Source organism: Angustibacter speluncae, assembly GCF_054777815.1.
Genome location: NZ_BAAHAF010000017.1, coordinates 1 through 21994, shown reverse-complemented (window position 1 = coordinate 21994; position 21994 = coordinate 1). Strand labels below are relative to the sequence as shown.

Sequence of the window (21994 nt, the reverse complement as noted above, 5' to 3'; positions counted from 1 at the left end):
CGGCGCGGTCGGCGGCTGCCAGCAGGTCCGGCAGCGCGTCGCGGGCGCTGCGGCGGTCGAGCGAGGCGGCGGCGTGCCGGGCGCGGTCCTCGACCGCGTCGGGCCGCACCCGCCGCAGCACCTGCAGCGCGGTGCGGTGCAGCCGGTGCCGGCGCAGCGGCGCCAGCAGGTCGTGGAAGGTGTCGCGCACCAGGGCGTGGGAGAACCGCAGGCCCCGGGTGGCGTCGCCCTCGAGCAGGCCCGCGACCACCCCGGCATCGAGGTGGTCGGCCACGACGTCCTCGGTCGCCCCCGACCACTCCTCCTCCAGGGCCACGAGCACGTCGAGGTCGACCTCGACGCCGAGCAGGGCCGCCCGGGACAGCAGGTCGACGGTGCCGGGCGCGAGCCGCTCGGTGCGCCGCCGCAGCAGGTCGCGCACCCCCGCCGGCAGCCGCTCGGCCGCCTCGTCGCCCTCGGCGGCGACCAGTCGCCCGAGCTCGCGCAGGAACAGCGGGTTGCCGCCCGCGCGGTCGACGAGCCGGCGCCAGACCCGGTCCGGCAGCTCGCCGGGGAGGTGACCGGCGAGCAGCCTGCGGGCGTCCCGGTCGGCGAGCCCGCGCACGTGCACCCGGTCGAGCGTGCGGTCGGCGGTGACGGCCTGGGTGCCGGCCAGGTCGCGACCCCCCTCGTGCGCGCGGTGGGTGGCGACCACCAGCAGCGGTCCGTCGACGGTGCGCACCACGTGGCGCAGCACCTGCAACCCGGTCTCGTCCGCCCGGTGCACGTCCTCCAGCGCGACGAGCACGGGACCGTCACCGAGCGCGGCCGGGACGGCCTCCGCGAGCTCGAACGCGGTGGCACCCGGCGCCGGTGCCGCACCGAGCGCGCTCAGCACCTCCCGCCACTCCACCCCCGGCGGCGCCCCGTCGACCTCGGGGCAGCGGCTCACGACGACCGTCCAGGTCCGGCTGTCCCGCGCCTGCTCGCAGAACGCGTCGAGCAGCGCCGACTTGCCGACCCCGGCCTCGCCGTCGACCCAGACCACCCCCGGCCGGCCGTTGCGCAGCACCTGCGTCGCGGCGTCCGAGAGGCGGTCGAGCTCGCCGCCGCGGCCCAGCAGCGCGCGCCGGGGTCGGTCCGGGGCACCGACGGCTGCCGCCACCGCCGGGGCGGGTGCCGACCTGGCCGGGACGTGCAGGTGCGCGGCGTGCTGCAGCACGTCGGCCTCGAGCTCGCGGGTCGTGGGTGCGGGGTCGAGCCCGAGCTCGTCGGCCAGGCGCCGCCGCAGCGTGCCGATCGCGTCCAGCGCGTCGGCCTGCCGACCAGTCGCGTAGAGCGCGCGGGCCAGCAGCCCGACGCCGTGCTCGCGCAGCGGGTGCCGACGGACGTGGCGCTCGAGGTCGGCGACGACCTCGGCGGCGCGGCCCGTCCGCAGCGCCGCCCCGGCGTGCAGCTCGACCGCCTCCGCGTGCACCTCCGTGAGACGGACGACCTCCGGGGCCGCCCACTCCTCGTCCGCGTACTCGGCGTACGGGTCGCCGGTCCAGCCGCGCAGCGCGGCACCGAGGACGCCGAGCGCCACCTCGTCCGGCAGCCCCGCCGCGCGGCGGACGGCGTCCGGCAGCGCCCAGACGTCGACCGCCTCCACCGGCAGCCGCAGCGCGTACCCGGGGGCCGCGCTGACGAGCACCCGCGCCGGGTCGCGCGGGCGCCGGGTGGGCTCGAGGGCGGACCGCAGCCGAGAGACGTAGGCCTGCAGCGCGCCGGTCGCGCTCGGGGGCGGCTCGCCCTCCCACACCTCGTCGAGGAAGCGGTCGGTCGAGACCGTGCGGCCGCCCGCCGCCACGAGCACGGCCAGCACGGACCGCTGGCGCCGCCCGCCGAGGTCGACGGGCTCGCCGTCGACCTGCGCGCGGACGGCGCCGAGGCAGTGGATCCGCAGCATCCGGGTCCGTTCAGCTCGCGGGCTGCGCGGCTCGGCTGGTGGCCGCGTGCGCGCCATCCTGCCGGACGCCGGCGCCGGGGACGGTGGAGCCGGTGCCCTCGGCGCCGGTGCGTCCCTCCCGCAGGCTGCGCAGCACGAGCACCCCGAGCACCCCGACGGTCAGCCCGCGCGGCAGCTCGATGAGGAGCCCGGTGAGCCCCGGGACCTCCGGGAACGGGACGGTCGTGGCCACCGCGCCGAGCACCAGGAACGCACCCAGCCAGGTGGGCAGCCCCCGAGCCCGGATCAGCGCGATCCCGATCAGGAGCATGCCCGCCACCAGGACGAGCCCGCCCACCACCTGCAGCAGCAGGAACGGGGGCGAGTCGATGATGGACCCGTCGGCCGGCACCAGGTGCCGTGCGCCCGGGTCGGCCGCGACCGCGGGGGCGACGAACCCCTCGACGACCAGGTGCGACTGGGCGCTGAGCGCGTTGCCCAGGAAGTACAGGCCGAAGCCGGCGAAGCCGATCCGACCGAGGACGGGCCGGAACCACAGGTAGGCACCGGGCAGGCCGACCATGAGGGCGATCGCGCCGGCGTAGATGAGCATCTGGGCCCCCGGCGACATCGGCGCCAGCAGCGAGGCCACCGAGTGCGACTGCCCGTCGACGATCGGGTGCAGGACACCGCCCGCGAGGCTGAGGACGAAGGACGCCAGCAGGCTGACGGCCGAGATGCGGTACAGGGTTCGTGGGTTCATGGCTGCACCGTCGCCGGTGTCGCTTGCGCCCGGCTTGCGGACCGCTTGCGTGGCAACCGGGTTCACAGCTCGACCTCGCGATGCACCCAGGCGGAGTCGACCCGCAGCCCGACCCGCTCGTACAGGCCGAGCGCGCCGGAGCGGGCGTCGACCGACAGCGTGCAGCGGCGGGCGCCGTGCCGGCGGCCGTGGTCGAACGCGTCGGCCAGCAGCAGCTGCGCCAGCCCGCGCCCGCGGTGCGCGGGGCGCACGCCGAGCCGGGCGACGTGCACGTCGTCCCCCGCGAGCACGACGTGCACGGCAGCCAGCACCTGCCCGTCCTGCACGGCGACGCGCAGGTTCCACGGTGCGGCGCCCGGACGTCCGCGCACGCGCGCCAGGAAGTCCGGGAGCGGGGTGCGGGGACGGTCGGCCCACTCGAGGAACCCGCTCTCCAGCACGTCCCAGGCGGGGCGCTCGTCGTCGACGCCCGCGTCCCGCACGTGCACGCCGCGCGGGGGCGACGGCACGGGCACCTCGACGCCCGCCGGCAGCACCAGGTCGAACGCGCGCGAGCGCACGGTGTAGCCCTGGGCCTCCAGGAACCGGTCGGGCGCGCTCCCCTGCGGGACGGTCATGCCGACGACGCCGGCACCTGCGCCGCGGGCGCGCTCGCGCGACCACCGCGCCAGCGCGGACCCGATGCCGCGGCCGTGGTGGGACGGCAGCACGCCGGCGTCGACCCGGTCGTCCTCGACGAGGACCGCGTAGCCGACCAGCAGGTCGCCGTCGAGGTACCCGACGGAACGGCCGCGCAGGTCGAGACCGGGCCTGGCCCAGTCGCTCTCGACGTCGGCGACGTCGAGGTCGCACCGCCCGAGCGCAGCCACCTCCTCCGCCGCGAGGACGGCGTGCGCCGCTGCGGCGTCCGGCAGGCCCAGCGGCCTCGACCGCAGCCCCGGCAGCTCGGTGGCGTGGGCCGTGCGCGGCGCGTCCGCGTCCGCGGTCGCGCTCACGCCGGCACCTGCGCCGTCGCGGGCTCGGTTCCCGGGAACGCGCGCGACCGCAGCCGCCGGTAGCGGCCGGCGCCGAGCCGCAGCAGCAGCCGCACCACGGGCCCGCCCTGGTCGAGCAGCGGCGCGAGGTCCTCGTCCCGCAGGCCGTCGGCGAGCCACGGCAGCATGAACAGCAGCAGGGCGGGTGCCGGCTTCTGCCCCAGCCCGGTGCGCTCCAGGTGCGCCCACTCGGCGGCGTCCAGGTGGCGCTGCACGAGCGGGATCGCGTCCCGCTCCTCGTGGGCGAGGTGCGCGTCGAGCAGGCGGTGCAGCTGCTCGAGCGACTCGGCGGCGGCGTCCCGGGTGGCCGTCGTGGCCGTGCCGGCAGCGAGCGCGTCGAGCGCGGTGTGCACCTGCGCGACGAGCGGGTCGATGCGCCCGTGCTCGGCCTCCATGGCGTCGAGCACCCGGCGGCCGTCCGCGTCGACGCGCGCCAGCAGCGCGGGCCACAGCACGTCGTCCTCCTTGCTGTGGTGGTCGTGCAGCAGCTCGGCGACGTTCCGCCACCACCGCCGCGCCGGGCGCCAGGTCGCGCTCGCGGACGGCGGCGTGCTGCGCGCCACCGTGGCGAGCCGTGCGAGGTCGCGGCGGAACGCGTGGTGCATGACGTACATGCCCGTGAGGTCGCACGGACCGGGCGGCGCGGCGGCCTGACCGGGCAGCAGCGGGGTGGGTGCGGACGGTGGTGCGGTCACGGGTCCTCCTGGGGGGCGCGGTGGTAGGTCGGTCTCCCGCACCGTGCGCCGCGGCTCTTGCAGCCGACTTGCACCGGTCGGCGGGCGCGTCCGGGTGACGTAGGTTCGGCCCATGCGTCCCGAGCACCTCGACCACCTCCGCAGCGCGTCCGCTCCGTCCCTCACCCCGGACGGGTCGCTGGCCGTCACCGCGGTCTCCCGTCCCGACACCGCGAAGGACCGGTACCGGTCCTCGCTGTGGGTCGTGCCGACCGACGGCTCCCCCGCCCGCCGGCTCACCCACGGCGTCGGCGACTCGGCGCCCGCGGTCTCGCCCGACGGCCGCTGGGTCGCGTTCCTGCGCGCACCCGAGAAGGGTGCCCCGCAGCTGGCGGTGGTCGGCCTCGGCGGCGGCGAGCCCGTCGTCCTCACCGACCGCACGCCCGGCGCGGGCGCCCCGGTGTGGAGCCCGGACGGCGCGCGGATCGTCTTCAGCGCGCGCGTGCCCGAGGAGGGCCGGTACGGCACCGACGACGAGGTCGGCCCGGACGCCGAGCCGCCCCGGCTCATCGCCTCGAACAGCTACCGGGTCGACGGCCTCGGCTACACCCGCGACCGGCGCCTGCACCTGTTCGTGGTCGACGTGGCCGACGTCCTCGCGGCCGTCGACGACCCGGCGCGCGACCTGCCCGACCTGCCGCTCGCGCCGCACCAGGTGACCGACGGCGACCACGACGACGCCGCCCCCGCGTGGAGCCCCGACTCGCGCTGGATCGCCTTCGTCTCCGACCGCCACCCCACCCGCGAGGACGACCTGCGCTCGGGCGTGCACCGGGTGTCCGCGGACGGCGGGGAGGTGCACGTGGTGACCCGCGGCGACCTCGGCGTCGAGCAGGTCGAGTGGGTCGACGCGACCACGCTGGCGCTGGTGGCCACCGACGTGGGTCCCGACGGCACCGACTTCGTCGGGGCGCAGGCCGGGCTGTGGCGGGTCGACCTGGCGTCCGACCTGGTGGGGCCGGCCGACCCCGTGCGCCTGACCGACGCCGAGGCGTGGGACCTCGGCGAGTCGCGCGCCGTCGTGGTCGGCGACCACGCGCTGGCGGTCGCCCGCCGCCGCGGCGCGGTCGACCTGGTGCGGGTGGCGCTGCGCGAGGACGCGGGCGAGCCCGAGGTGGTCAGCGCCGGGCAGCGGCAGCTGCGCGGCGTGGCCGCCACCGCCGACGGGTCCACGGTCGTCGCGGTCGTCTCCGACCCCGGGCGCGTGGGCGACCTGGCGGTGCTCCAGGACGGCGAGCCGCAGCTGCTGACCGACCTGTCGTCGGGGCTGCCCGACCCGGTGTCGCCGCTGCACGAGCGGGTCGCGAAGGCCCCGGACGGCTACGACGTGCACGGCTGGGTGCTGCTGCCCGACGAGGAGCGGTGGGGCCCGGGGCCGTACCCGGTGCTGCTGAACATCCACGGCGGGCCGTTCGCGCAGTACGGCTGGGGGCTGTTCGACGAGGCGCAGGTCTACACCGGCGCGGGCTACGCGGTCGTCATGTGCAACCCGCGCGGCTCGGCCGGGTACGGCAGCGCGCACGGCACCGCGGTCAAGCACGCGTTCGGGACGGTCGACGCCGACGACGTCCTCGCCTTCCTCGACCACGTGCTGACCAACGAGTCGCTGCGGCTGGACGCCGACCGGGTCGGCGTCATGGGCGGCTCGTACGGGGGGTACATGACCGCGCTGCTCACGACCCGCACCGACCGGTTCGTGGCCGCCGTGGTCGAGCGCGGCTACCTCGACCCGGAGACGTTCGCCGGCGCGTCCGACATCGGCTGGTTCTTCCCGTGGCAGTACCACGGCACGGTCGAGAACATGCGCGAGCAGGCGCCGATGACGCACGTCGCGAACGTGACGACGCCGACGCTGGTGATCCACTCCGAGGCCGACTGGCGCTGCCCGGTCGACCAGGCGCAGCGGTGGTACGCCGCGCTGCGACGCCAGGGCGTGGAGGCCGAGCTCCTGCTGTTCCCCGGCGAGGGCCACGAGCTGACCCGGTCGGGGCGTCCGAAGCACCGGCTCGCCCGGTTCGAGCACCTGCTGCGGTTCTGGGCCAAGCACCTGCCCGTCACGCCGGTCGACCCCGCCTGACGTCCGGCGGTCCACTGGACGAGGCGAGCTGGCGTGTCACACGTGTCGTTTCGCTAGTTCAGTGTCACTTCCGACACTGAACTAGCGAAACGGGCGCGTGGACGGGGACGTCAGGCGCGGAGGCGGTCGAGGATGCCGTTCAGGGTGGCGGACGGGCGCATCACGGCGTCGACCTTGTCGCGGTCGGGGCGGTAGTAGCCGCCGATGTCGACCGACTCGCCCTGGACGGCGAGCAGCTCGCCGGTGATCTGCTCCTCGTGCTCGCCGAGCGCCTGCGCGACGTCGGCGAACGCGGACGCGAGCTCGGCGTCGTCGGTCTGCTGCGCCAGCTCGCGGGCCCAGTACAGGGCCAGGTAGAAGTGGCTGCCCCGGTTGTCGATCTGGCCCACTCGTCGTGCGGGAGAGCGGTTCTCGTCGAGGAAGGTGCCGGTGGCGCGGTCGAGGGTGTCGGCCAGCACCTGGGCGCGGGCGTTGCCCGTGGACTGCGCCAGGTGCTCGAACGAGACCGCCAGCGCGAGGAACTCGCCCAGGCTGTCCCAGCGCAGGTAGTTCTCCTTCACCAGCTGCTGCACGTGCTTGGGCGCCGACCCGCCGGCGCCGGTCTCGAACAGGCCGCCGCCGTTGATGAGCGGGACGACCGACAGCATCTTCGCGCTCGTGCCGAGCTCGAGGATCGGGAACAGGTCGGTGAGGTAGTCGCGCAGCACGTTGCCGGTGACCGAGATCGTGTCCTCGCCGCGGCGGATGCGCTCGAGCGAGAACGCGATCGCCTCGACGGGGCTCTTGATCTCGAGGGTGAGCCCGTCGGTGTCGTGCTCGGGCAGGTACTGCTCGACCTTGGCGATCAGGTTGGCGTCGTGCGGGCGGTCGGCGTCGAGCCAGAACACCGCCGGGGCACCGGTGGCGCGGGCGCGGGTGACGGCGAGCTTGACCCAGTCGCGGATCGGCTCGTCCTGGGTGCGGCACATCCGCCAGATGTCGCCCTGCTCGACCTCGTGCTCGAGGACGACCTCGCCCGAGCCGTCGACCACGCGGACCGTCCCGGCAGCGGCGATCTCGAAGGTCTTGTCGTGGCTGCCGTACTCCTCGGCGGCCCGGGCCATCAGTCCCACGTTGGGCACCGAGCCCATCGTGGCCGGGTCGTACGCGCCGTTCGCGCGGCAGTCGTCGACCACGACCTGGTAGATGCCGGCGTACGACGAGTCGGGGATCACCGCGAGGGTGTCGGCCTCCTGGCCGTCCGGGCCCCACATGTGGCCGGAGGTGCGGATCATCGCCGGCATCGACGCGTCGACGATGACGTCGGACGGCACGTGCAGGTTGGTGATGCCGCGGTCGGAGTCGACCATCGCCAGCCGCGGGCCGTCGGCGAGCTCGGCCTCGAACGAGGCCCGGATCGCGTCACCGCCGTCGACCTGGTCGAGGCCGGCCAGGATGCCGCCGAGGCCGTCGTTCGCGCTCAGCCCGGCGGCCTTGAGCGCCGCGCCGTGCTCGGCGAACGTGCGCGGGAAGAACGCCCTCACCACGTGCCCGAACACGATCGGGTCGGACACCTTCATCATCGTGGCCTTGAGGTGCACCGAGAACAGCACGTCGTCGGCCTTCGCCCGTGCCACCTGCGCGGTGAGGAACTCGCGCAGCGCGGCCACCCGCATCGCCGTGGCGTCGACGACGTCGCCGGCCAGGACGGGCACCGACTCCTTCAGCACGGTGGTGGTGCCGTCGGGGGCGACGTGCTCGATGCGCAGCGCCCCGTCGGCCCCGACCACGGCCGACTTCTCGTTGTGGCGGAAGTCGTCGGCGTCCATCGTCGCCACATCCGTGCGCGAGTCGGCCGACCAGGCGCCCATCGAGTGCGGGTGCTTGCGGGCGTAGCCCTTCACCGACGCCGGCGCGCGGCGGTCCGAGTTGCCCTCGCGCAGCACGGGGTTCACCGCGCTGCCCTTCACCTTGTCGTACCGGGCACGGGCGTCGCGCTGGTCGTCGTCCTGCGGCTCGTCCGGGTAGGCGGGCAGGTCGTACCCCTGCCCCTGCAGCTCGGCGATCGCGGCCTTGAGCTGCGGCACCGACGCCGACACGTTCGGCAGCTTGATGATGTTCGCCTCGGGACGGGTGGCGAGCTCGCCGAGGAACCCGAGCGCGTCCGGGACCCGCTGGTCCTCGGGCAGCCGGTCGGCGAAGGCCGCCAGGATGCGGCCCGACAGGGAGATGTCCGGCGACTCGACCTGCACCCCGGCCGTCGAGGCGTAGGCGGAGACCACGGGCAGCAGCGAGTGCGTCGCCAGCGCCGGGGCCTCGTCGGTGTAGGTGTAGTAGATCGTCGGCTCGCTCACAGTGTCCGTCCGCTCGGTTCGACCGCCTGGATAGTTCGACGTCAAGATATCGGACCGGGGGCTCCCCGCCAGCGCTCCCGCGTCCTACCCTGCGAGCAGCGGCCCGACGACGGGCCCAGGGGGAAGGGGTGGGTCGTGCTGCGCAACCTCGCAGACAACCCGTGGCTGCTGCTGGTGCTGGTGGCCGTCATCGGGTTCTTCTTCATGGCCCTGCTCGCCGTCCTCGTGCTCGCCCTCCGCGGGCTGTCGGCACCACGTGGCGGCGTGCGTCCGGTGCGGCGACGCCGCGGCGGCGGGTTCGGCGGCTCCGACGGCGGGGGCGGCTGCGGCGGCGGGTCGTCCTGCGGCGGGGGCGGCGGCTGCGGCGGCGGCTGCGGGGGCAGCTGATGGAGTCCGGGACGCCGTGGGTGCTCGCCCTGTTCCCCGTCGTGGGGGTGGGCGTGCTGGTGGTCCTGGTCGTGCTCGTGGTCCTGGTGGTGCGCTCGGCGACCCGCGGCGGCGGCATCCGGCCGCAGCGCAACCGGCGCGACCGGCACGGCGGCTCGTTCGGGAACGGCGGCACCGGCCTGCCGTAGTGGCGGGCCGGTCGACGGGAGGAGTGGAGATGTCGACGATGGTCGTCCTGGCCGCGGCCGGGGTCGTGGTGGTCCTGCTGGTCCTGGTGATCGCCGGGGTGGCGGTCGCGGCGAGCCGCGGGGGCGGGTCCGGCCCGCGGCGGCGTCCGCGCGCCCGCGACGCCGGGTACGCGGCCGGCGGCTACTACGCGGGTTCGTCCTGCGGCGGGTCCGACGGCGGCTCGGACGGCGGGTCCGACGGCGGGTCGTCCTGCGGGGGCGGGTCGTCCTGCGGCGGGGGCTCCTCGTGCGGGGGCGGGGGCTGCGGCAGCAGCTGAGGCCGGTCCGGCCCGCGGACGCGTCCTGCGCTAGCGTCGGCGCGACCGACCACCACCCCGCGGAGGGATCCTCGTGAGCGCCACGCCCGTCAAGATCGCCGTCACCGGCGCCGCCGGTCAGATCGGCTACAGCCTGCTGTTCCGCCTCGCGGCCGGGAACCTGCTCGGGCCGGACACCCCGGTCGAGCTGCGGCTGCTCGAGATCACCCCGGCCCTGAAGACGCTCGAGGGCGTCGTGATGGAGCTCGACGACTGCGCCTTCCCGACCCTGGCGAAGGTCGAGATCGGCGACGACCCGACGAAGGTCTTCGAGGGCGTCAACCTGGCGCTGCTGGTCGGCGCCCGACCCCGCACCAAGGGGATGGAGCGCGGCGACCTGCTCGAGGCGAACGGCGCGATCTTCACCGCCCAGGGCAAGGCCCTCAACGAGGTCGCGGCCTCAGACGTGCGCATCGGCGTCACCGGCAACCCGGCGAACACCAACGCCCTGATCGCGATGACGAACGCGCCCGACATCCCGTCCGAGCGGTTCTCGGCGCTGACCCGCCTCGACCACAACCGCGCGATCTCGCAGCTGGCCGCCAAGACCGGCGCCGCCGTCACCGAGATTCGGAAGATGACGATCTGGGGCAACCACTCGGCCACCCAGTACCCCGACCTGTTCCACGCCGAGGTCGGCGGCCGCAACGCCGCCGAGGTCGTCGACGACCAGGCCTGGCTCGAGAACGACTTCATCCCCACCGTCGCCAAGCGCGGTGCCGCGATCATCGAGGTCCGCGGGTCCTCGTCCGCGGCGAGCGCCGCCTCGGCCACCATCGACGCCGCCCGCGACTGGCTGCAGGGCTCGCCCGAGGGCGACTGGGTGTCGATGGCCGTGCGCTCGGACGGCTCGTACGGCGTGCCCGAGGGCATCGTCTCCTCGTTCCCCGTCACGACCTCGGGCGGTGACTGGAGCATCGTGCAGGGCCTGGAGATCGACGACTTCTCGCGCGGACGCATCGACGCCTCGGTCGCCGAGCTGCAGGAGGAGAAGGACGCGGTCACCCAGCTCGGCCTGATCTGACCCACGCACTCTCCGGGACGCCGCCGCGAGCACCTGCTCGCGGCGGCGTCCTGCGTCCTCGGCCGGGCTACCCTGGCGCCATGGAGGGCGCATCGCTCGCTGGACCGGGGCTCGCCGGCCGGGGGGTGGGGGTCGCCTGGCGACCACCGCTGGCGGACTGGCTGCTCGAGCGCGCGCAGGACGCGCCGCACCCGCTGCGGTTCAGCGAGGTCGTCGCCGAGAACCTTTCCCCCGCAACGCTTCCCGCCGAGCTGACGGCGCTGGTCGACCACGGGGTCCCGGTGGTGCCCCACGGCGTCGGCCTCGGGCTCGCCGGGGCCGACCTGCCGGACGCCGGGCGCCTCGCCCACCTGGCCGACCTCGCTGCCGCGCTGCGCGCCCCGCTGGTGAGCGAGCACGTCGCGTTCGTGCGCGCCGGCAAGCTGGGTGCCGACGAGCTGCACGGCGACGTGCTCGAGGCCGGCCACCTGGTGCCCGCACCGCGCACCCGCGAGGCGCTCGACGTCCTCGTCGAGAACGTGCGCGCGGCCCAGGACGCCCTACCCGTGCCGCTCGCGCTCGAGAACGTCGCCGCCACCCTGGCCTGGCCCGAGGACGAGCTCGACGAGCCCGCCTTCCTCACCGAGCTGGTCGGGCGCACCGGGTGCTGGGTGCTGCTCGACGTCGCGAACCTCTACGCCACCTGCCAGGCGCACGGCGGCGACCCGCACGCGCTGCTGGCCCGGATGCCGCTGGAACGGGTGGCGTACGCGCACGTCGCCGGTGGCCAGGTGCAGCACGGCGTGTACCTCGACACCCACGCCCACCCGGTGCCGGAGCCGGTGCTCGACCTGGTGACCGACCTGCGCGAGCGCACCGGCGCCGACGGCCCGCCGCTGCTGCTCGAGCGCGACGAGGACGTGTCGGTCGCGACGGTGGCGCCCGAGCTGGAGGCGCTGCGCGAGCGGGTGCACGGGCTCAGCGCGGGGAGCGCGCGGTGAGCGTCGACGCTTCGCGAGAGCGCCTGCGGCGCAGGCAGACCGAGGTGCTCGCCGCGGTGATGGCCGGGCACGTGCCGGACGGCTTCGACGAGGCGTCCACGCGCGTCACCGGGGTGGTGCTGCGCGGCAAGCGCCGCCGCGCGGCGGTGCGGGCGCTGCCCTGGATGGCCGACGTCCCCGGCCTGGCGGACGCGTTCGACGCCTACGCGCGCGAGCACCCGCCGGCCGGCTGCGGCCACGACGACGGCGACGCCTTCGCGCGCTGGGCCGACGGGCGCGGGCTCCTCGACCGGGTCACCCGGTCGGCGTGGCAGGTGCGCCAGGTCGACCTCGGCACGCGTCGGACGGCGGTGCGCCGGCGTCCGGGAAGCCGCCCCGTCTGCGTGCTCGGGGTGGGACCGTGGGTGTACGAGGTGCCGCTGCCGGCGCCGCGCGAGAGGGGGTAGCCGTGGACCCGGTCCTGGTCGTGGTGGTGATCGGCGTCGTGCTGGTGCTCGGCCTGCTGTCGTCCGGACGGCGTCGTCGTGGTGGCCACGGCGGCGACTCCGACAGCGGGTGCGGCAGCGACAGCAGCTGCGGGGGCGGCTGCGGCGGCGGCGACTGACCCCTTCTCCCGGCGCCCGCACCGGGCCACGATGGCCGTCCCACACCGAGGACGGAGACCGCGATGACGGTGCGTGAGGCCCACCTGGTCGGCAGCCTGCCCGGCGCGAGCGCCGCCGAGGCGATGGGCACGGCGCTCGAGCTGCTCGGCCCGCACCTGCGCAGCCTGCCCGACGGCGAGACCGGCGAGCGGCGCAACTGGGTCATCTCCGTGGTCGAGCGCCTGCGCACCCACCCGGCGCTCGAGCCTGCCAAGCCGGGTGACTGGTCCGACTACGACCGCACCCCGACGATGCGGGTGCGGCGCGGCCGCAGCCTGTGGGGCGCCTCGCTCGACTTCGGCCACGTGGCCGCCGCCCGGGCGTCGCTGCCGGCGTTCGAGGCCGCGCGGGACGCAGCCGGCCGCCCGGACCTGGTGTTCCAGTCCGGCGTCCCGGGCGACTTCGACATCGCGATGTTCACCCTGGGCCCGGCCGGCGCGCTGCGGCACCAGCGCGCGTTCACCGAGGCGACGCTGGCCGAGATCCGCGACGTCGCCGCGCTCGCCAGGCCAGCCACGGTCTTCCAGATCGAGGTCCCGGCCGAGCTCGTGCTGCTGACCAAGGCGCCGCCGCGCGCGCGTCCGGCACTGGCGAAGGTGCTGGCGCGGGGCGTCACCCGGCTCGCGGCGGGCGCCGCCCCGGGCACGCGCTTCCAGCTGCACCTGTGCCTGGGCGACATGAACAACAAGGCGTTCGGGACGATGGGCGACGTCAGCCCGCTCGTGCTGCTCGCCAACGCGGTGCTGGCCGGGTGGCCGTCCGAGCAGCCGCTCGACCTGGTGCACGCGCCCTTCGCGGCCGCCGACGAGCCGGCCACCACCGACCCGGCGTTCTACGCCCCGCTGGCCGACCTGCGGTTGCCGGCCGACGTGCGCTTCGCCGCCGGTTTCGCCCACGAGTCGCAGTCGCTGGAGCAGCAGCGCGAGGTGCTCGAGCTGGTCGAGGACCGGTTGCGTCGCCAGGTGGTCGTCTCGGCCGCCTGCGGCCTCGGGCGCCGCGACGACGGCGCCGCCCGTCGCGTGCTGGAGCGGCACGCCGAGCTCTGCTCCGGCTGAGCCCCCGCCTCAGGACCTCAGCAGGCCGGAGCGCCGTAGTCGTTGTCGCCGGTGCGCTCGGCGATGACCGCCGACCGGATCCAGTCGCCCGACTTCGTCCTGAAGTACCCCGTCCAGTTCGTCGGGCCCGGGTAGACCGGGTACGCGTCGCCGCGGCTGAAGCAGGTGACCGTGACCTGGAACCCGTTGTCGAGCCAGCGGTTGGCGGCGTTCCAGCCCTTGCACTCGCCCTGGCTGCTCGCCCACGCCCCGCCGCGCTTGCCCTGGGTGGCGCAGGTACCCGGGATGTTGCTGTCCGCCACCGTCCAGGTGCGCTCCCACGGCGGCGGGTCGGCGGTGCGCACCGGCACCGACTGCGCCTGGCTCTGGCCGGAGTCGTCGCGGGCGATGACGACGAGGTTGTAGTCGGTGCCCGGCGCGAGCCCGTTCCAGCGGAACCGCGTCTGGCCGCCCTGCGCCTCGAAGCCGGCGAGAAGCTCGCCGTTGCCGCGCTCGACCCGGTACTGCACCGGGCCGGTGCTGGTCTCGGGCCCGTCCCACGCGATCACGACGAAGTCCTGGCCGCGGTCGACCTGCTGCAGGTTGCGCACCGGCGAGACCCCGGGGCACGCGGGCCGCTCGTTCGACACCCGCGAGCCGGCCTCGCCGCCGTTGGTGCCGATCGCCACGACCTGGAAGGTGTGCAGGGCGCAGCCGGAGAAGTGCGCCACGAACTGCCCGTTGCCGCCCTCGACCTGCGTCGGCTGCCCGCCGCTGAGCACGCGCAGCTCGAACCGCGCGACCTCGCCACCGCCCGCACCCGCGGTGAACGGGATGACGTTGCGGTGGTTGCCCACCTCGACGGTGCCCATCACCGGCGCGGCCGGGTCCTGCGGCGGCGTGGTGGCCGGCGGCTCGCTGGTGGGCGGCGGCGTCGTGACCGGCGGCTCGGTGGTCGACGGCGGGGCGGACGTCGGCGGCGCACTGGTCGGCGGCGCCGTCGTCGGCTGGCCCGTGGGGTCCGAGGTCGGCATCGGCGCGCCCGTCGGCGGCGCGGTCGAGGTGCCCGTCGGGTCGGGCAGCGGGGCCTGCGTCGGCTCCTGGCCCGGCTCGGGCTGCTGCGTCGGCTGCGGGTCGGGCTCCTGCGAGGGGTCGGGCTCCTGCTCCGGCGGATCGGGGAGCTCGGCCGGGGTCTCCTCCGGCTGGGTGGCGTTCTCGGCCACCTCCTCGTCGAACTTCACGACGTCGACGGCCTCCTGGCCGCCGGTGAAGATGACGGCGTCGTTGGACCCGGGGTCGTTGGCGACGACGTTGCCGTCGTCGACGAACAGGTCGAACTCGCCCGGCCCGTCGGCGCGCACGGGGATCTCGGTGGGGGCGTCACGGCCGGTGATGTCGAGCACCAGCGTGCCGCCGGTGGAGTAGTCGGGGACGAACACCCGGGTGCCGACCACGACGGGCGCCCCGAAGGAGTCGCCGCAGGTGTCGCCCGGCAGGCCGACGGTGGCGCTGGTGCCGGCCGACACCGCGAGCACGACGACCTGGCAGCTGCGCGGGTCGATGACGGCGATGTCGCTGTCGGAGGACTCCGAGACCAGCAGCGCGCCGAGGTCGGCGTTGCGGGCGAGCCCGCTCGGCATCACCTCGGCCACGCTGTCGACGTCGAGCACGCGCACGGTGCCGCCGGCGACGTCGAGGGCGTGCACCGCACCGCCGACGACGGTGAGCGGCGCGACCGGCGAGTCGGTGACCTTGAGCGTGCCGCGCACGCCGTCGGCGTCGGCGACGACGACCCGGCCGCTGCCGACGAGCGAGGCGTAGAGCAGGCCGTCGCCGTCGACGACGGCCGACCCCACCTCGCCGCCGAGGTCGATGACGTCGCCGGTGGGCTGCAGGTCGCCGCCGAGCACCTGCAGGGTGCCCTCGGACGGCTCGACGACGTAGGCGTTGCCCCCGCCGGCGAGCACCAGGGTCTCGGCGTCGCCGCCGGTCTGCACGGCGACGTCGGACGACATCGAGGCGTCGTCGATCAGGGTGAGGACGCCGGTGGAGGCGTCGTAGGCGTAGGCCTTGCCGTCGCGGTAGACCACCTGCAGCGAGGTGCCGTCGCCGGTGGCGAGCTGGATCTCGGCGGTGGGGCGTCCGGACGAGCCGTCGACCAGCGTGACCACGCCGCGCGGGTCGGTGGGCAGCCAGACCGCGCCGTCACCGAGCTCGAGCAGGGCCTTGGACGCGCCCTGGCCGAGCGCCACCGCGACCGACCCGACGAGGAGCGCCATCGCCAGGCCGACCGACACGAAGCCGGACGGCGACGACAGCCTGGCGCGCAACGACCCGTGCGCGTTCCCCGTGGTGGACAAGCGGTGCTCCCTGGTCGCGGACCGGCGGGTGGGCGGTCCGGTGGTGATCCCCTCCAGCAGGGTAACCAGCGCCTGGCCCCGGCACCGACCGTCGACGGAGGCCTGTGGACAACCCGGGGTCAGCGGCGGCGCGGCGGGGCGAGCAGGTCGAGCACGGCGCCCTTCCAGCCGCGGCGGCGCCGCACCCGGCGGGCCACGTCGTCGGCGCCCTCCCAGGCGCGGACGGCCTCCTGCTCGTCGACCGTCCCGGGGGCGAACAGGGCACGCGTGGCCGCGGTCGCGACCGTCCCGAGCGGCGCACGGGCGTCGTCGCCGAGCACGGCACCACCCGCGGCGACCGCCTGCGCGCCCGTCATCGACCGGACGTCGCGGACGCCGCCGGCCGCGAGGCCGTCCTGCACCTCGCGCCACGCTGCGAGCGTGCGGTCCCGCGCGGAGCCGGACCCCCGCCGTCGTCGGCGCCCGAGCGCGGTCGCGACGAGCACGCCGAGCACCCACAGCAGCAGCGCGGCCACAAGGACGAGCCCCGTGAGCCCGATCGTCTCCCACACCGAGAGCGGGTCGCTCTCGACCAGCTCCGGCTCGTCCTGCTGCTCGCCGGCGCCGCCGCCGGCGGGCGGGGTGACGTCGTCGACCGACAGGCCGCCGGGCTGGGCGCCGAGGCCCTCGACGATCTCGTCGTCGCCGGCTGCCCCCGGCACCGGCACCGGGTAGAACGGCCGCCAGCCGAGCTCGCCGAGCCACACCTCGGGGTACACGAGCACGTCGCGCGTCGTGACGGCCACGCCCGCGCCGTCGAGCAGGCGGGTCGGGTCGGCGAGGTCGGGGTCGTCGGTCAGCGGGGTGCTGTCGACGTCGACCGCGCCCTCGACGGGGGCGAGCCGGGCCGGGTCGTCGGCGGCCGTGCCGGGGGTGAAGGCCACCGTGACCCGCGACGCGTAGCCGAGGTGACGGGCCATCAGCGCGTACGAGGCGGCGAACTGCTCCATCGTCCCGGCCTCGCCCGGGACCACGAAGTCGCCGAGCACCTTGAGCGAGTGGCCGGGCAGCGCCGCCGGGTCGTACTCGAGGTTCGTGCGCATCCACCGCTCGAGCAGCAGCAGCCGCTGGATGTCGGACGTCGAGCCCGCCGTGGCCTCGTCGGCCGCGGCCCCGATGCCGACCGGGACGCCGGCGGGCAGCGAGCGCAGCGGGTCGAGGAAGGGCTGCGCGCCGGCGCCGGCCGCCTTGACCCACTCGTCGTCGAGGGTGCGCACAGTGCTGGTGACGTCGTAGACGCTGCCCTCGGTGCGCGCCGTCGTGGCGACCAGGTCGCCCGACGACGGGGCCACCTTCACCGTCAGGCCCCGCACCGCGGTCGGCCGGTCGGGCGCCGGCAGCCACGGCCCGGGCAGGGTGCCGACCGCCACCCGCGTCGACACCGACCGCTCGCTGGCGCCGTCGTCGCCCTCCGGGCCGTCCGGGACGCGCGGGCCGGCCACCACGTACGACTCGGACGTCGTCCACGAGGTGCCGTCGTAGCTGTCGAGCGAGACCCAGCGCAGCCGGTCGGTGGGTTCGAGGCCGCCGTCGACGGCGAACAGCGGCCGCACCGGGCCGGCGAGCCAGCTCGACACCCGCGACAGCGGGCTCTGCCCGGCACTGGTCTGCTCCGGCGGCTGCACGTACTGGCGCGGGTCGAAGGGCGGACGGGTGTCGGCACCCGGGAGCCGGGGCCCGACGACGGTGCCGACGCCGGCCGCCAGCGCCGCCACCACCACGACGGCCGCGATCCGCACCAGGCTCGACACCAGGTCGGGGGCCGGCGCCTGGACGCCCGTCTCGGCGCCGGGAGCGGGCAGCACCCGGGCCAGGGCGACGTGCACCGCGGCCAGCAGCACCAGCGCGGCGGCCAGCAGCAGCGCGGTGCCGCCGGCGGGCAGGCCGAACGCCACGGCCGCGCCGAGCAGCAGCACCGACGGGACGAACGGCAGCAGCGCGAACCGGCTGCGCAGCGCGGCCTCGCCTGCCAGCAGCGCCACCACGCCCACGACCAGCAGCAGCGCGAGCACGGTGGGGGCGTCGGCGGTCGCGGGCAGGGTCGAGGTGAGCACCGTGCGCAGCGTCCCGCCGAACGCCCGCAGCGCGTCGAACCCGGTGACCGGGCCCGGGGTCGGTGCCAGCAGGCCGGCCGCGAACGGCCCACCACCGAGCAGCAGGAGCAGCGCGAGCGGCACGGTGATCGCCGGAGTCGGGGTCGCCCGCCCGACCGCCCGCGCGCTGAGGGCGGCCACGACGAGCAGCACCCCGGGCACGAGCACGCCGACCAGCAGCGGGCCGACGGTCGCCGACGGCTCCAGGACGCGGGCGAAGCCCCAGCCGGCGGCCGCGACGCCGAGCAGCGCGGTGCCGAGCCGCGGCAGCCGCTCGACCGCTCCCGGCGGCGTGGCCCCCGGCCGCGGCGCCCGCCCCCCGCCCAGGGGGACGTCGACCTGCGGCGGCGCCGCGGTGGCGGTCACCGCCGGCTCCAGACGTTCCAGGCCGTCACGGCCTGCAGCGCGCCCTCGGAGTCGAGCACGACGAGGTCGTCGGACCCGCCGACCGGCGCGGCGTCGAGCGGGACGAGGCGCAGCAGCAGGCCGCGGTCGTAGCGCCGGGCGAGGGTGCGCAGGGCGGCGAGGTCGGCCGCCGCGTCCGGGCCCTGCACCTGCCCGGTGACGGCCACGACCGTGCTGTTCGAGCGCCGGTGGTCGAGGCCGTCGGCGAGCGCGAGGAAGCCGGCGTCGGTGTCGGCGTCGAGGCCGGCGAGCAGGTCGAGCAGCGCCCGGGTCTCCTCGGTGCTGCCCTTGCCCTCGGCCTGGACGCCGCCGGTGGTGACCAGCCGGCACGGGAACTGCGCGCGGGTGGCGGCGGTCAGCAGGCTGGCGACGACGTCGACGGCCTCCTCGAACCGGTCCGGCGAGTCGTAGGACGAGGCGCGGGTGTCGAGCAGCACGGTCGTGTGCGGCATCGCGGTGTCGACGCTCTCCTTGACCATGAGCGTCCCCAGCCGGGCGGAGGACCGCCAGTGGATCAGCCGCATGTCGTCGCCGCGCACGTACTCGCGCAGCGCCTGGAAGGTGATCGACCCGCGCGGCGCCTTGTCCGACGTCGGGCCGTCGAGGTGCCGCGCGCGCCCGGACGCCGCGAGGTCGAGGGAGTGCACCCGCGGGTGGACGTAGACGGTGCGCGCCCGCTCGACCTCCTGCCCGCGCCGCCACAGCCCGAACGGGTCGCTGCGCTCCCACCGCAGCGGCCCCACGGTGAGCACGCCGCGGCGATCGGTGGGCAGCCGGTAGGTGCGCCGCCGCACCCCGGAGCGGCCGAGCGTCGGCACCGCGACCCGCAGCTCGGTGGTGTCGGACCGGGCGCCGACGGTGCGGGTGACCGGCTCGACGACCTCGACCCGCAGCCGCCGCCGCGACGACGGGTTGCGTACGACCAGCAGGGCGATCGCGGGGTCGCCGCGGCCGACCCGGTGCGGCTCGACCTGCCGCTCGACCTCGACGGACGGGCGTCCGGCGACCAGCACGGCGCCGAGCGCGAGCAGCGCGAGCGCGCCCACGCCGAGCGCGAGCAGCTCGGGGTAGCCCAGGCCGTAGCCCAGCGCGAGCAGCACCGCGGCCGCGGTGACCGCGACCCAGCCGGCGCGCGTCACAGGTCGGTCCGCACGGGTCAGGCCGAGACGGCGTTCGGCACCGCGGTGGCGTCGAGGACCCGCTCGACCAGCGACTCCTGGGTGACGCCGCGCACCTGCGCCTCGGCCGACAGCAGCACGCGGTGGGCCAGCACCGGCACCGCGAGCGCCTTGACGTCCTCGGGCGTGGCGAAGTCGCGTCCCTGGGAGGCCGCGCGCACCTTGCTCGCGCGCAGCAGCGCGATCGAGCCGCGGGGGCTCGCGCCGAGCCGCGCGTCACCGAGCGAGCGGGTGGCCGCGACGACCTGCACCACGTAGCGCTGCAGCTCGGGGGCCGCGTGCACCTGGTCGGTGGCGGCGATCATCGCCTGCACCTGCTCGACGGTCACGACCGCCTCGAGGTCCTCGGGGCGGCGCCGGCGGGTGCGGCCGGTCATCACCTCGATCTCGGACTCGAGGTCGGGGTAACCCATCGAGATGCGCATCAGGAACCGGTCGAGCTGGGCCTCGGGCAGCGGGTAGGTGCCGTCCATGTCGATGGGGTTCTGCGTCGCCACGACCAGGAAGGGCCGGGGCACCCGGTGGGGCTCGCCGTCGACGGTGACCTGCTGCTCCTCCATCACCTCGAGCAGCGCCGACTGCGTCTTCGGCGAGGCGCGGTTGATCTCGTCGCCGAGGACGACGTTCGCGAAGACCGGGCCGCGGTGGAACTCGAACTCCTGCGTGCGCTGGTTCCAGATCGACACGCCCGTCACGTCGGACGGCAGCAGGTCGGGCGTGAACTGGATGCGGTGGTACCCGGCGCGCACGGACGCGGCGATCGCCCGCGCCATCGTGGTCTTGCCCGTGCCGGGGACGTCCTCGACGAGCAGGTGGCCCTCGGACAGCAGGCAGACCAGTGCGAGGTCGATGACGTCGTCCTTGCCGCGCACCACCTGGCGCACGTTCTCGGCGACCAGCGCGAAGCCCCGGGCGATGTCGGCGACGCTCAGCCCCCACTCGCGCGAGCGCTCCTCGCGGGCGCGGGCCCGGGTCGTGGGGTCGCCCGCGGCGGTGGACGGCGCCGGCGCGAGGTCGGGCGCGTCCGGCGGGAACGAGTCGTACGCGCCCTGGCGGGCGTCCGGCTGGTCGACCACGGCGTCGTCATCCTCCCCGTCGCGCGGGACGGCCCCGGTGGGACGCCCCGACCGCGCGCGATCCCCCGTGCGCAGGCGCGGCCATGCTTCCACACCGCGCGGGAGGCCCGGCCCGGCGGCGCACAGCGCCGGGGTCAGGGCTGGGTCGGGACGATCTGCAGCGCCACCACGAGGAGCACGGCGAGCGCCACGCAGACCACGACGTCGAGCAGGCGGGACCGCACGACGAGGGGACCGGCCGCGCCCGCGGGCAGCAGCAGCCGGGCGCCGGCGGCCAGCAGCAGCAGCACGACCAGGCCCGCGGCGGCGCCGACGGCGCCCACGAGCAGCCCCGCGACCACGACGCCGAGCAGGCCCACGACGAGCAGCAGGTACCACCACGAGCGGAACCCGCGCGCTGTCCCCTCGACCACACCCGTCACGCTAGTACCGTGGCGGCGACCGCCACGCAGGGTGTGACCCAGGTGCGCGACACGTCGGGCGTGTCGTGCGCGAGGCTCACACTCGACCGGGCACCTTGCCGAGGAGGGACGTACCAGGGGGATGGTGTTCCGCAGGTCGGGGCGGGGGGCAGCGACGGGCCAGGGGCCCGACGTGCCGGCCGGCTACGCCGACGTGCAGCTGATCGCGCGCGGCGGCTTCGCGGTGGTCTACCGCGCCCACGACGAGCGGTTCGACCGGACGGTCGCGCTCAAGGTGCTCACCCTCGACGGGCTCGACGAACGCATCCTGCGCCGCTTCCGCGCCGAGTGCATGGCCACCGGACGCGTCAGCGCCCACCCCCACATCGTCACCGTCTACGACGCCGGCACGACCCCCGGTCAGCGTCCGTGGCTGTCGATGGAGCACTGCTCCGGCGGGTCGGTGGCCGACCGGCTCGAGCGCGACGGCGCGATGCCGGTCGCCGAGGTGCTCGACGCGGGGCTCAAGCTCGCGAGCGCCCTGCAGGCCGCGCACGGCGCGGGCATCCTGCACCGCGACGTCAAGCCGCAGAACGTGCTCGTCACCGCCTACGGCGAGCCGGCGCTGGCCGACTTCGGCATCGCCCGCGTCACCACCGAGGGCGACGCGATGACCCAGACCGCGGCGTTCACCGTCGTGCACAGCGCCCCCGAGATCCTCGAGGGCGCCGACGCGAGCGCCGCCTCCGACGTCTACTCGCTGGCCTCGACGCTCTACGCCATGCTCGCCGGGCGGGCCGCCTACGACCGCGAGGCCTCGATCGGGCTGGCGCCCCTCGTCACCCGCATCCTGCGCGGCGACGTGCCCCCGCTCGCGCGCGACGACCTGCCGCCCGGGCTCGACGACCTGCTGCGCGCGGCGCTGTCCGCCGACCCCGCGCGGCGGCCGCAGTCGGCCGCCGAGCTGGCGGGCGGGCTGGCC

At 76.0% G+C, this 21994-nt stretch carries 20 protein-coding genes; 10 read left to right on the top strand and 10 right to left on the bottom strand.

What is annotated here, in order from left to right:
• The 4 genes from ACYVKY_RS01825 to ACYVKY_RS01810 form a co-directional block, all read right to left on the bottom strand.
• The coding region (locus tag ACYVKY_RS01825) for a BTAD domain-containing putative transcriptional regulator (RefSeq protein ID WP_460433282.1) at nucleotides 1-1927 on the bottom strand (1927 nt) is incomplete at its 3' end.
• 10 nt (nucleotides 1928-1937) lie between these two features.
• Nucleotides 1938-2669: a hypothetical protein gene (locus tag ACYVKY_RS01820; RefSeq protein ID WP_460433281.1), complete on the bottom strand. Its 732-nt coding sequence runs from the start codon at nucleotides 2667-2669 to the stop codon at nucleotides 1938-1940.
• 62 nt (nucleotides 2670-2731) lie between these two features.
• Nucleotides 2732-3664: a GNAT family N-acetyltransferase gene (locus ACYVKY_RS01815; protein WP_460433280.1), complete on the bottom strand. Its 933-nt coding sequence runs from the start codon at nucleotides 3662-3664 to the stop codon at nucleotides 2732-2734.
• On the bottom strand, nucleotides 3661-4398 hold the full coding sequence (locus ACYVKY_RS01810; protein ID WP_460433279.1) for a hemerythrin domain-containing protein: 738 nt from the start codon (nucleotides 4396-4398) through the stop codon (nucleotides 3661-3663). Before ACYVKY_RS01810 ends, ACYVKY_RS01815 begins: the two co-directional genes overlap by 4 nt.
• Before the next feature lie 112 nt (nucleotides 4399-4510).
• Here ACYVKY_RS01810 and ACYVKY_RS01805 point away from each other — a divergent pair, with 112 nt between their 5' ends.
• Entirely contained in the window at nucleotides 4511-6514 is a 2004-nt protein-coding gene (locus ACYVKY_RS01805) for a S9 family peptidase (protein WP_460433278.1), read from the top strand.
• A gap of 110 nt (nucleotides 6515-6624) precedes the next feature.
• On the opposite strand, the gene ACYVKY_RS01800 is transcribed toward ACYVKY_RS01805, so the two are convergent.
• Nucleotides 6625-8847: an NADP-dependent isocitrate dehydrogenase gene (locus ACYVKY_RS01800; RefSeq protein WP_460433277.1), complete on the bottom strand. Its 2223-nt coding sequence runs from the start codon at nucleotides 8845-8847 to the stop codon at nucleotides 6625-6627.
• A gap of 135 nt (nucleotides 8848-8982) precedes the next feature.
• On the opposite strand from ACYVKY_RS01800, the gene ACYVKY_RS01795 reads away from it, so the two are divergent.
• The 8 genes from ACYVKY_RS01795 (at nucleotide 8983) to ACYVKY_RS01760 (ending at nucleotide 13481) form a co-directional block, all read left to right on the top strand.
• Nucleotides 8983-9234, top strand: coding sequence for a hypothetical protein (locus ACYVKY_RS01795; protein WP_460433276.1), 252 nt, complete (start codon nucleotides 8983-8985; stop codon nucleotides 9232-9234).
• The gene (locus tag ACYVKY_RS01790; protein WP_460433275.1) at nucleotides 9234-9422 is read left to right on the top strand and encodes a hypothetical protein; all 189 of its coding nucleotides are present in this window, start codon (nucleotides 9234-9236) and stop codon (nucleotides 9420-9422) included. The genes ACYVKY_RS01795 and ACYVKY_RS01790 overlap by 1 nt, the downstream gene beginning before the upstream one ends.
• Before the next feature lie 29 nt (nucleotides 9423-9451).
• Entirely contained in the window at nucleotides 9452-9739 is a 288-nt protein-coding gene (locus ACYVKY_RS01785; RefSeq protein WP_460433274.1) for a hypothetical protein, read from the top strand.
• A gap of 73 nt (nucleotides 9740-9812) precedes the next feature.
• A complete protein-coding gene (locus tag ACYVKY_RS01780) occupies nucleotides 9813-10802 on the top strand; it encodes a malate dehydrogenase (RefSeq protein ID WP_460433273.1) in 990 nt (329 codons plus the stop codon).
• Nucleotides 10803-10882: 80 nt separating this feature from the next.
• Nucleotides 10883-11782, top strand: coding sequence for an apurinic/apyrimidinic endonuclease family protein (locus ACYVKY_RS01775; protein ID WP_460433272.1), 900 nt, complete (start codon nucleotides 10883-10885; stop codon nucleotides 11780-11782).
• Nucleotides 11779-12228, top strand: a complete 450-nt coding sequence (locus tag ACYVKY_RS01770; RefSeq protein WP_460433271.1) for a hypothetical protein — start codon at nucleotides 11779-11781, stop codon at nucleotides 12226-12228. The genes ACYVKY_RS01775 and ACYVKY_RS01770 overlap by 4 nt, the downstream gene beginning before the upstream one ends.
• Nucleotides 12229-12230: 2 nt before the next feature.
• Nucleotides 12231-12386: a hypothetical protein gene (locus ACYVKY_RS01765; RefSeq protein WP_460433270.1), complete on the top strand. Its 156-nt coding sequence runs from the start codon at nucleotides 12231-12233 to the stop codon at nucleotides 12384-12386.
• Between the two features lie 63 nt (nucleotides 12387-12449).
• A complete protein-coding gene (locus ACYVKY_RS01760) occupies nucleotides 12450-13481 on the top strand; it encodes a hypothetical protein (RefSeq protein WP_460433269.1) in 1032 nt (343 codons plus the stop codon).
• 17 nt (nucleotides 13482-13498) lie between these two features.
• On the opposite strand, the gene ACYVKY_RS01755 is transcribed toward ACYVKY_RS01760, so the two are convergent.
• The 5 genes from ACYVKY_RS01755 to ACYVKY_RS01735 form a co-directional block, all read right to left on the bottom strand.
• Nucleotides 13499-15820, bottom strand: a complete 2322-nt coding sequence (locus tag ACYVKY_RS01755; protein WP_460433268.1) for a fibronectin type III domain-containing protein — start codon at nucleotides 15818-15820, stop codon at nucleotides 13499-13501.
• A gap of 119 nt (nucleotides 15821-15939) precedes the next feature.
• Entirely contained in the window at nucleotides 15940-18318 is a 2379-nt protein-coding gene (locus tag ACYVKY_RS01750) for a transglutaminase TgpA family protein (protein WP_460433267.1), read from the bottom strand.
• A complete protein-coding gene (locus ACYVKY_RS01745) occupies nucleotides 18315-19496 on the bottom strand; it encodes a DUF58 domain-containing protein (protein WP_460433266.1) in 1182 nt (393 codons plus the stop codon). The genes ACYVKY_RS01750 and ACYVKY_RS01745 overlap by 4 nt, the downstream gene beginning before the upstream one ends.
• Before the next feature lie 17 nt (nucleotides 19497-19513).
• Entirely contained in the window at nucleotides 19514-20467 is a 954-nt protein-coding gene (locus tag ACYVKY_RS01740; RefSeq protein ID WP_460433283.1) for an AAA family ATPase, read from the bottom strand.
• 278 nt (nucleotides 20468-20745) lie between these two features.
• Nucleotides 20746-21033: a DUF3017 domain-containing protein gene (locus ACYVKY_RS01735; RefSeq protein ID WP_460433265.1), complete on the bottom strand. Its 288-nt coding sequence runs from the start codon at nucleotides 21031-21033 to the stop codon at nucleotides 20746-20748.
• A 172-nt stretch (nucleotides 21034-21205) separates the two neighbouring features.
• Between ACYVKY_RS01735 and ACYVKY_RS01730 the strand changes: the two genes are divergently transcribed.
• On the top strand, nucleotides 21206-21994 hold a 789-nt coding region (locus ACYVKY_RS01730), incomplete at its 3' end, for a serine/threonine-protein kinase (protein ID WP_460433264.1).

Bases quoted from the DNA above. Each gene is read 5' to 3' on its own strand.
- ACYVKY_RS01820 (WP_460433281.1), bottom strand. From the start codon at position 2,669: ATGAACCCACGAACCCTGTACCGCATCTCGGCCGTCAGCCTGCTGGCG.
- ACYVKY_RS01805 (WP_460433278.1), top strand. From the start codon at position 4,511: ATGCGTCCCGAGCACCTCGACCACCTCCGCAGCGCGTCCGCTCCGTCC.
- ACYVKY_RS01790 (WP_460433275.1), top strand. From the start codon at position 9,234: ATGGAGTCCGGGACGCCGTGGGTGCTCGCCCTGTTCCCCGTCGTGGGG.
- ACYVKY_RS01785 (WP_460433274.1), top strand. From the start codon at position 9,452: ATGTCGACGATGGTCGTCCTGGCCGCGGCCGGGGTCGTGGTGGTCCTG.
- ACYVKY_RS01775 (WP_460433272.1), top strand. From the start codon at position 10,883: ATGGAGGGCGCATCGCTCGCTGGACCGGGGCTCGCCGGCCGGGGGGTG.
- ACYVKY_RS01760 (WP_460433269.1), top strand. From the start codon at position 12,450: ATGACGGTGCGTGAGGCCCACCTGGTCGGCAGCCTGCCCGGCGCGAGC.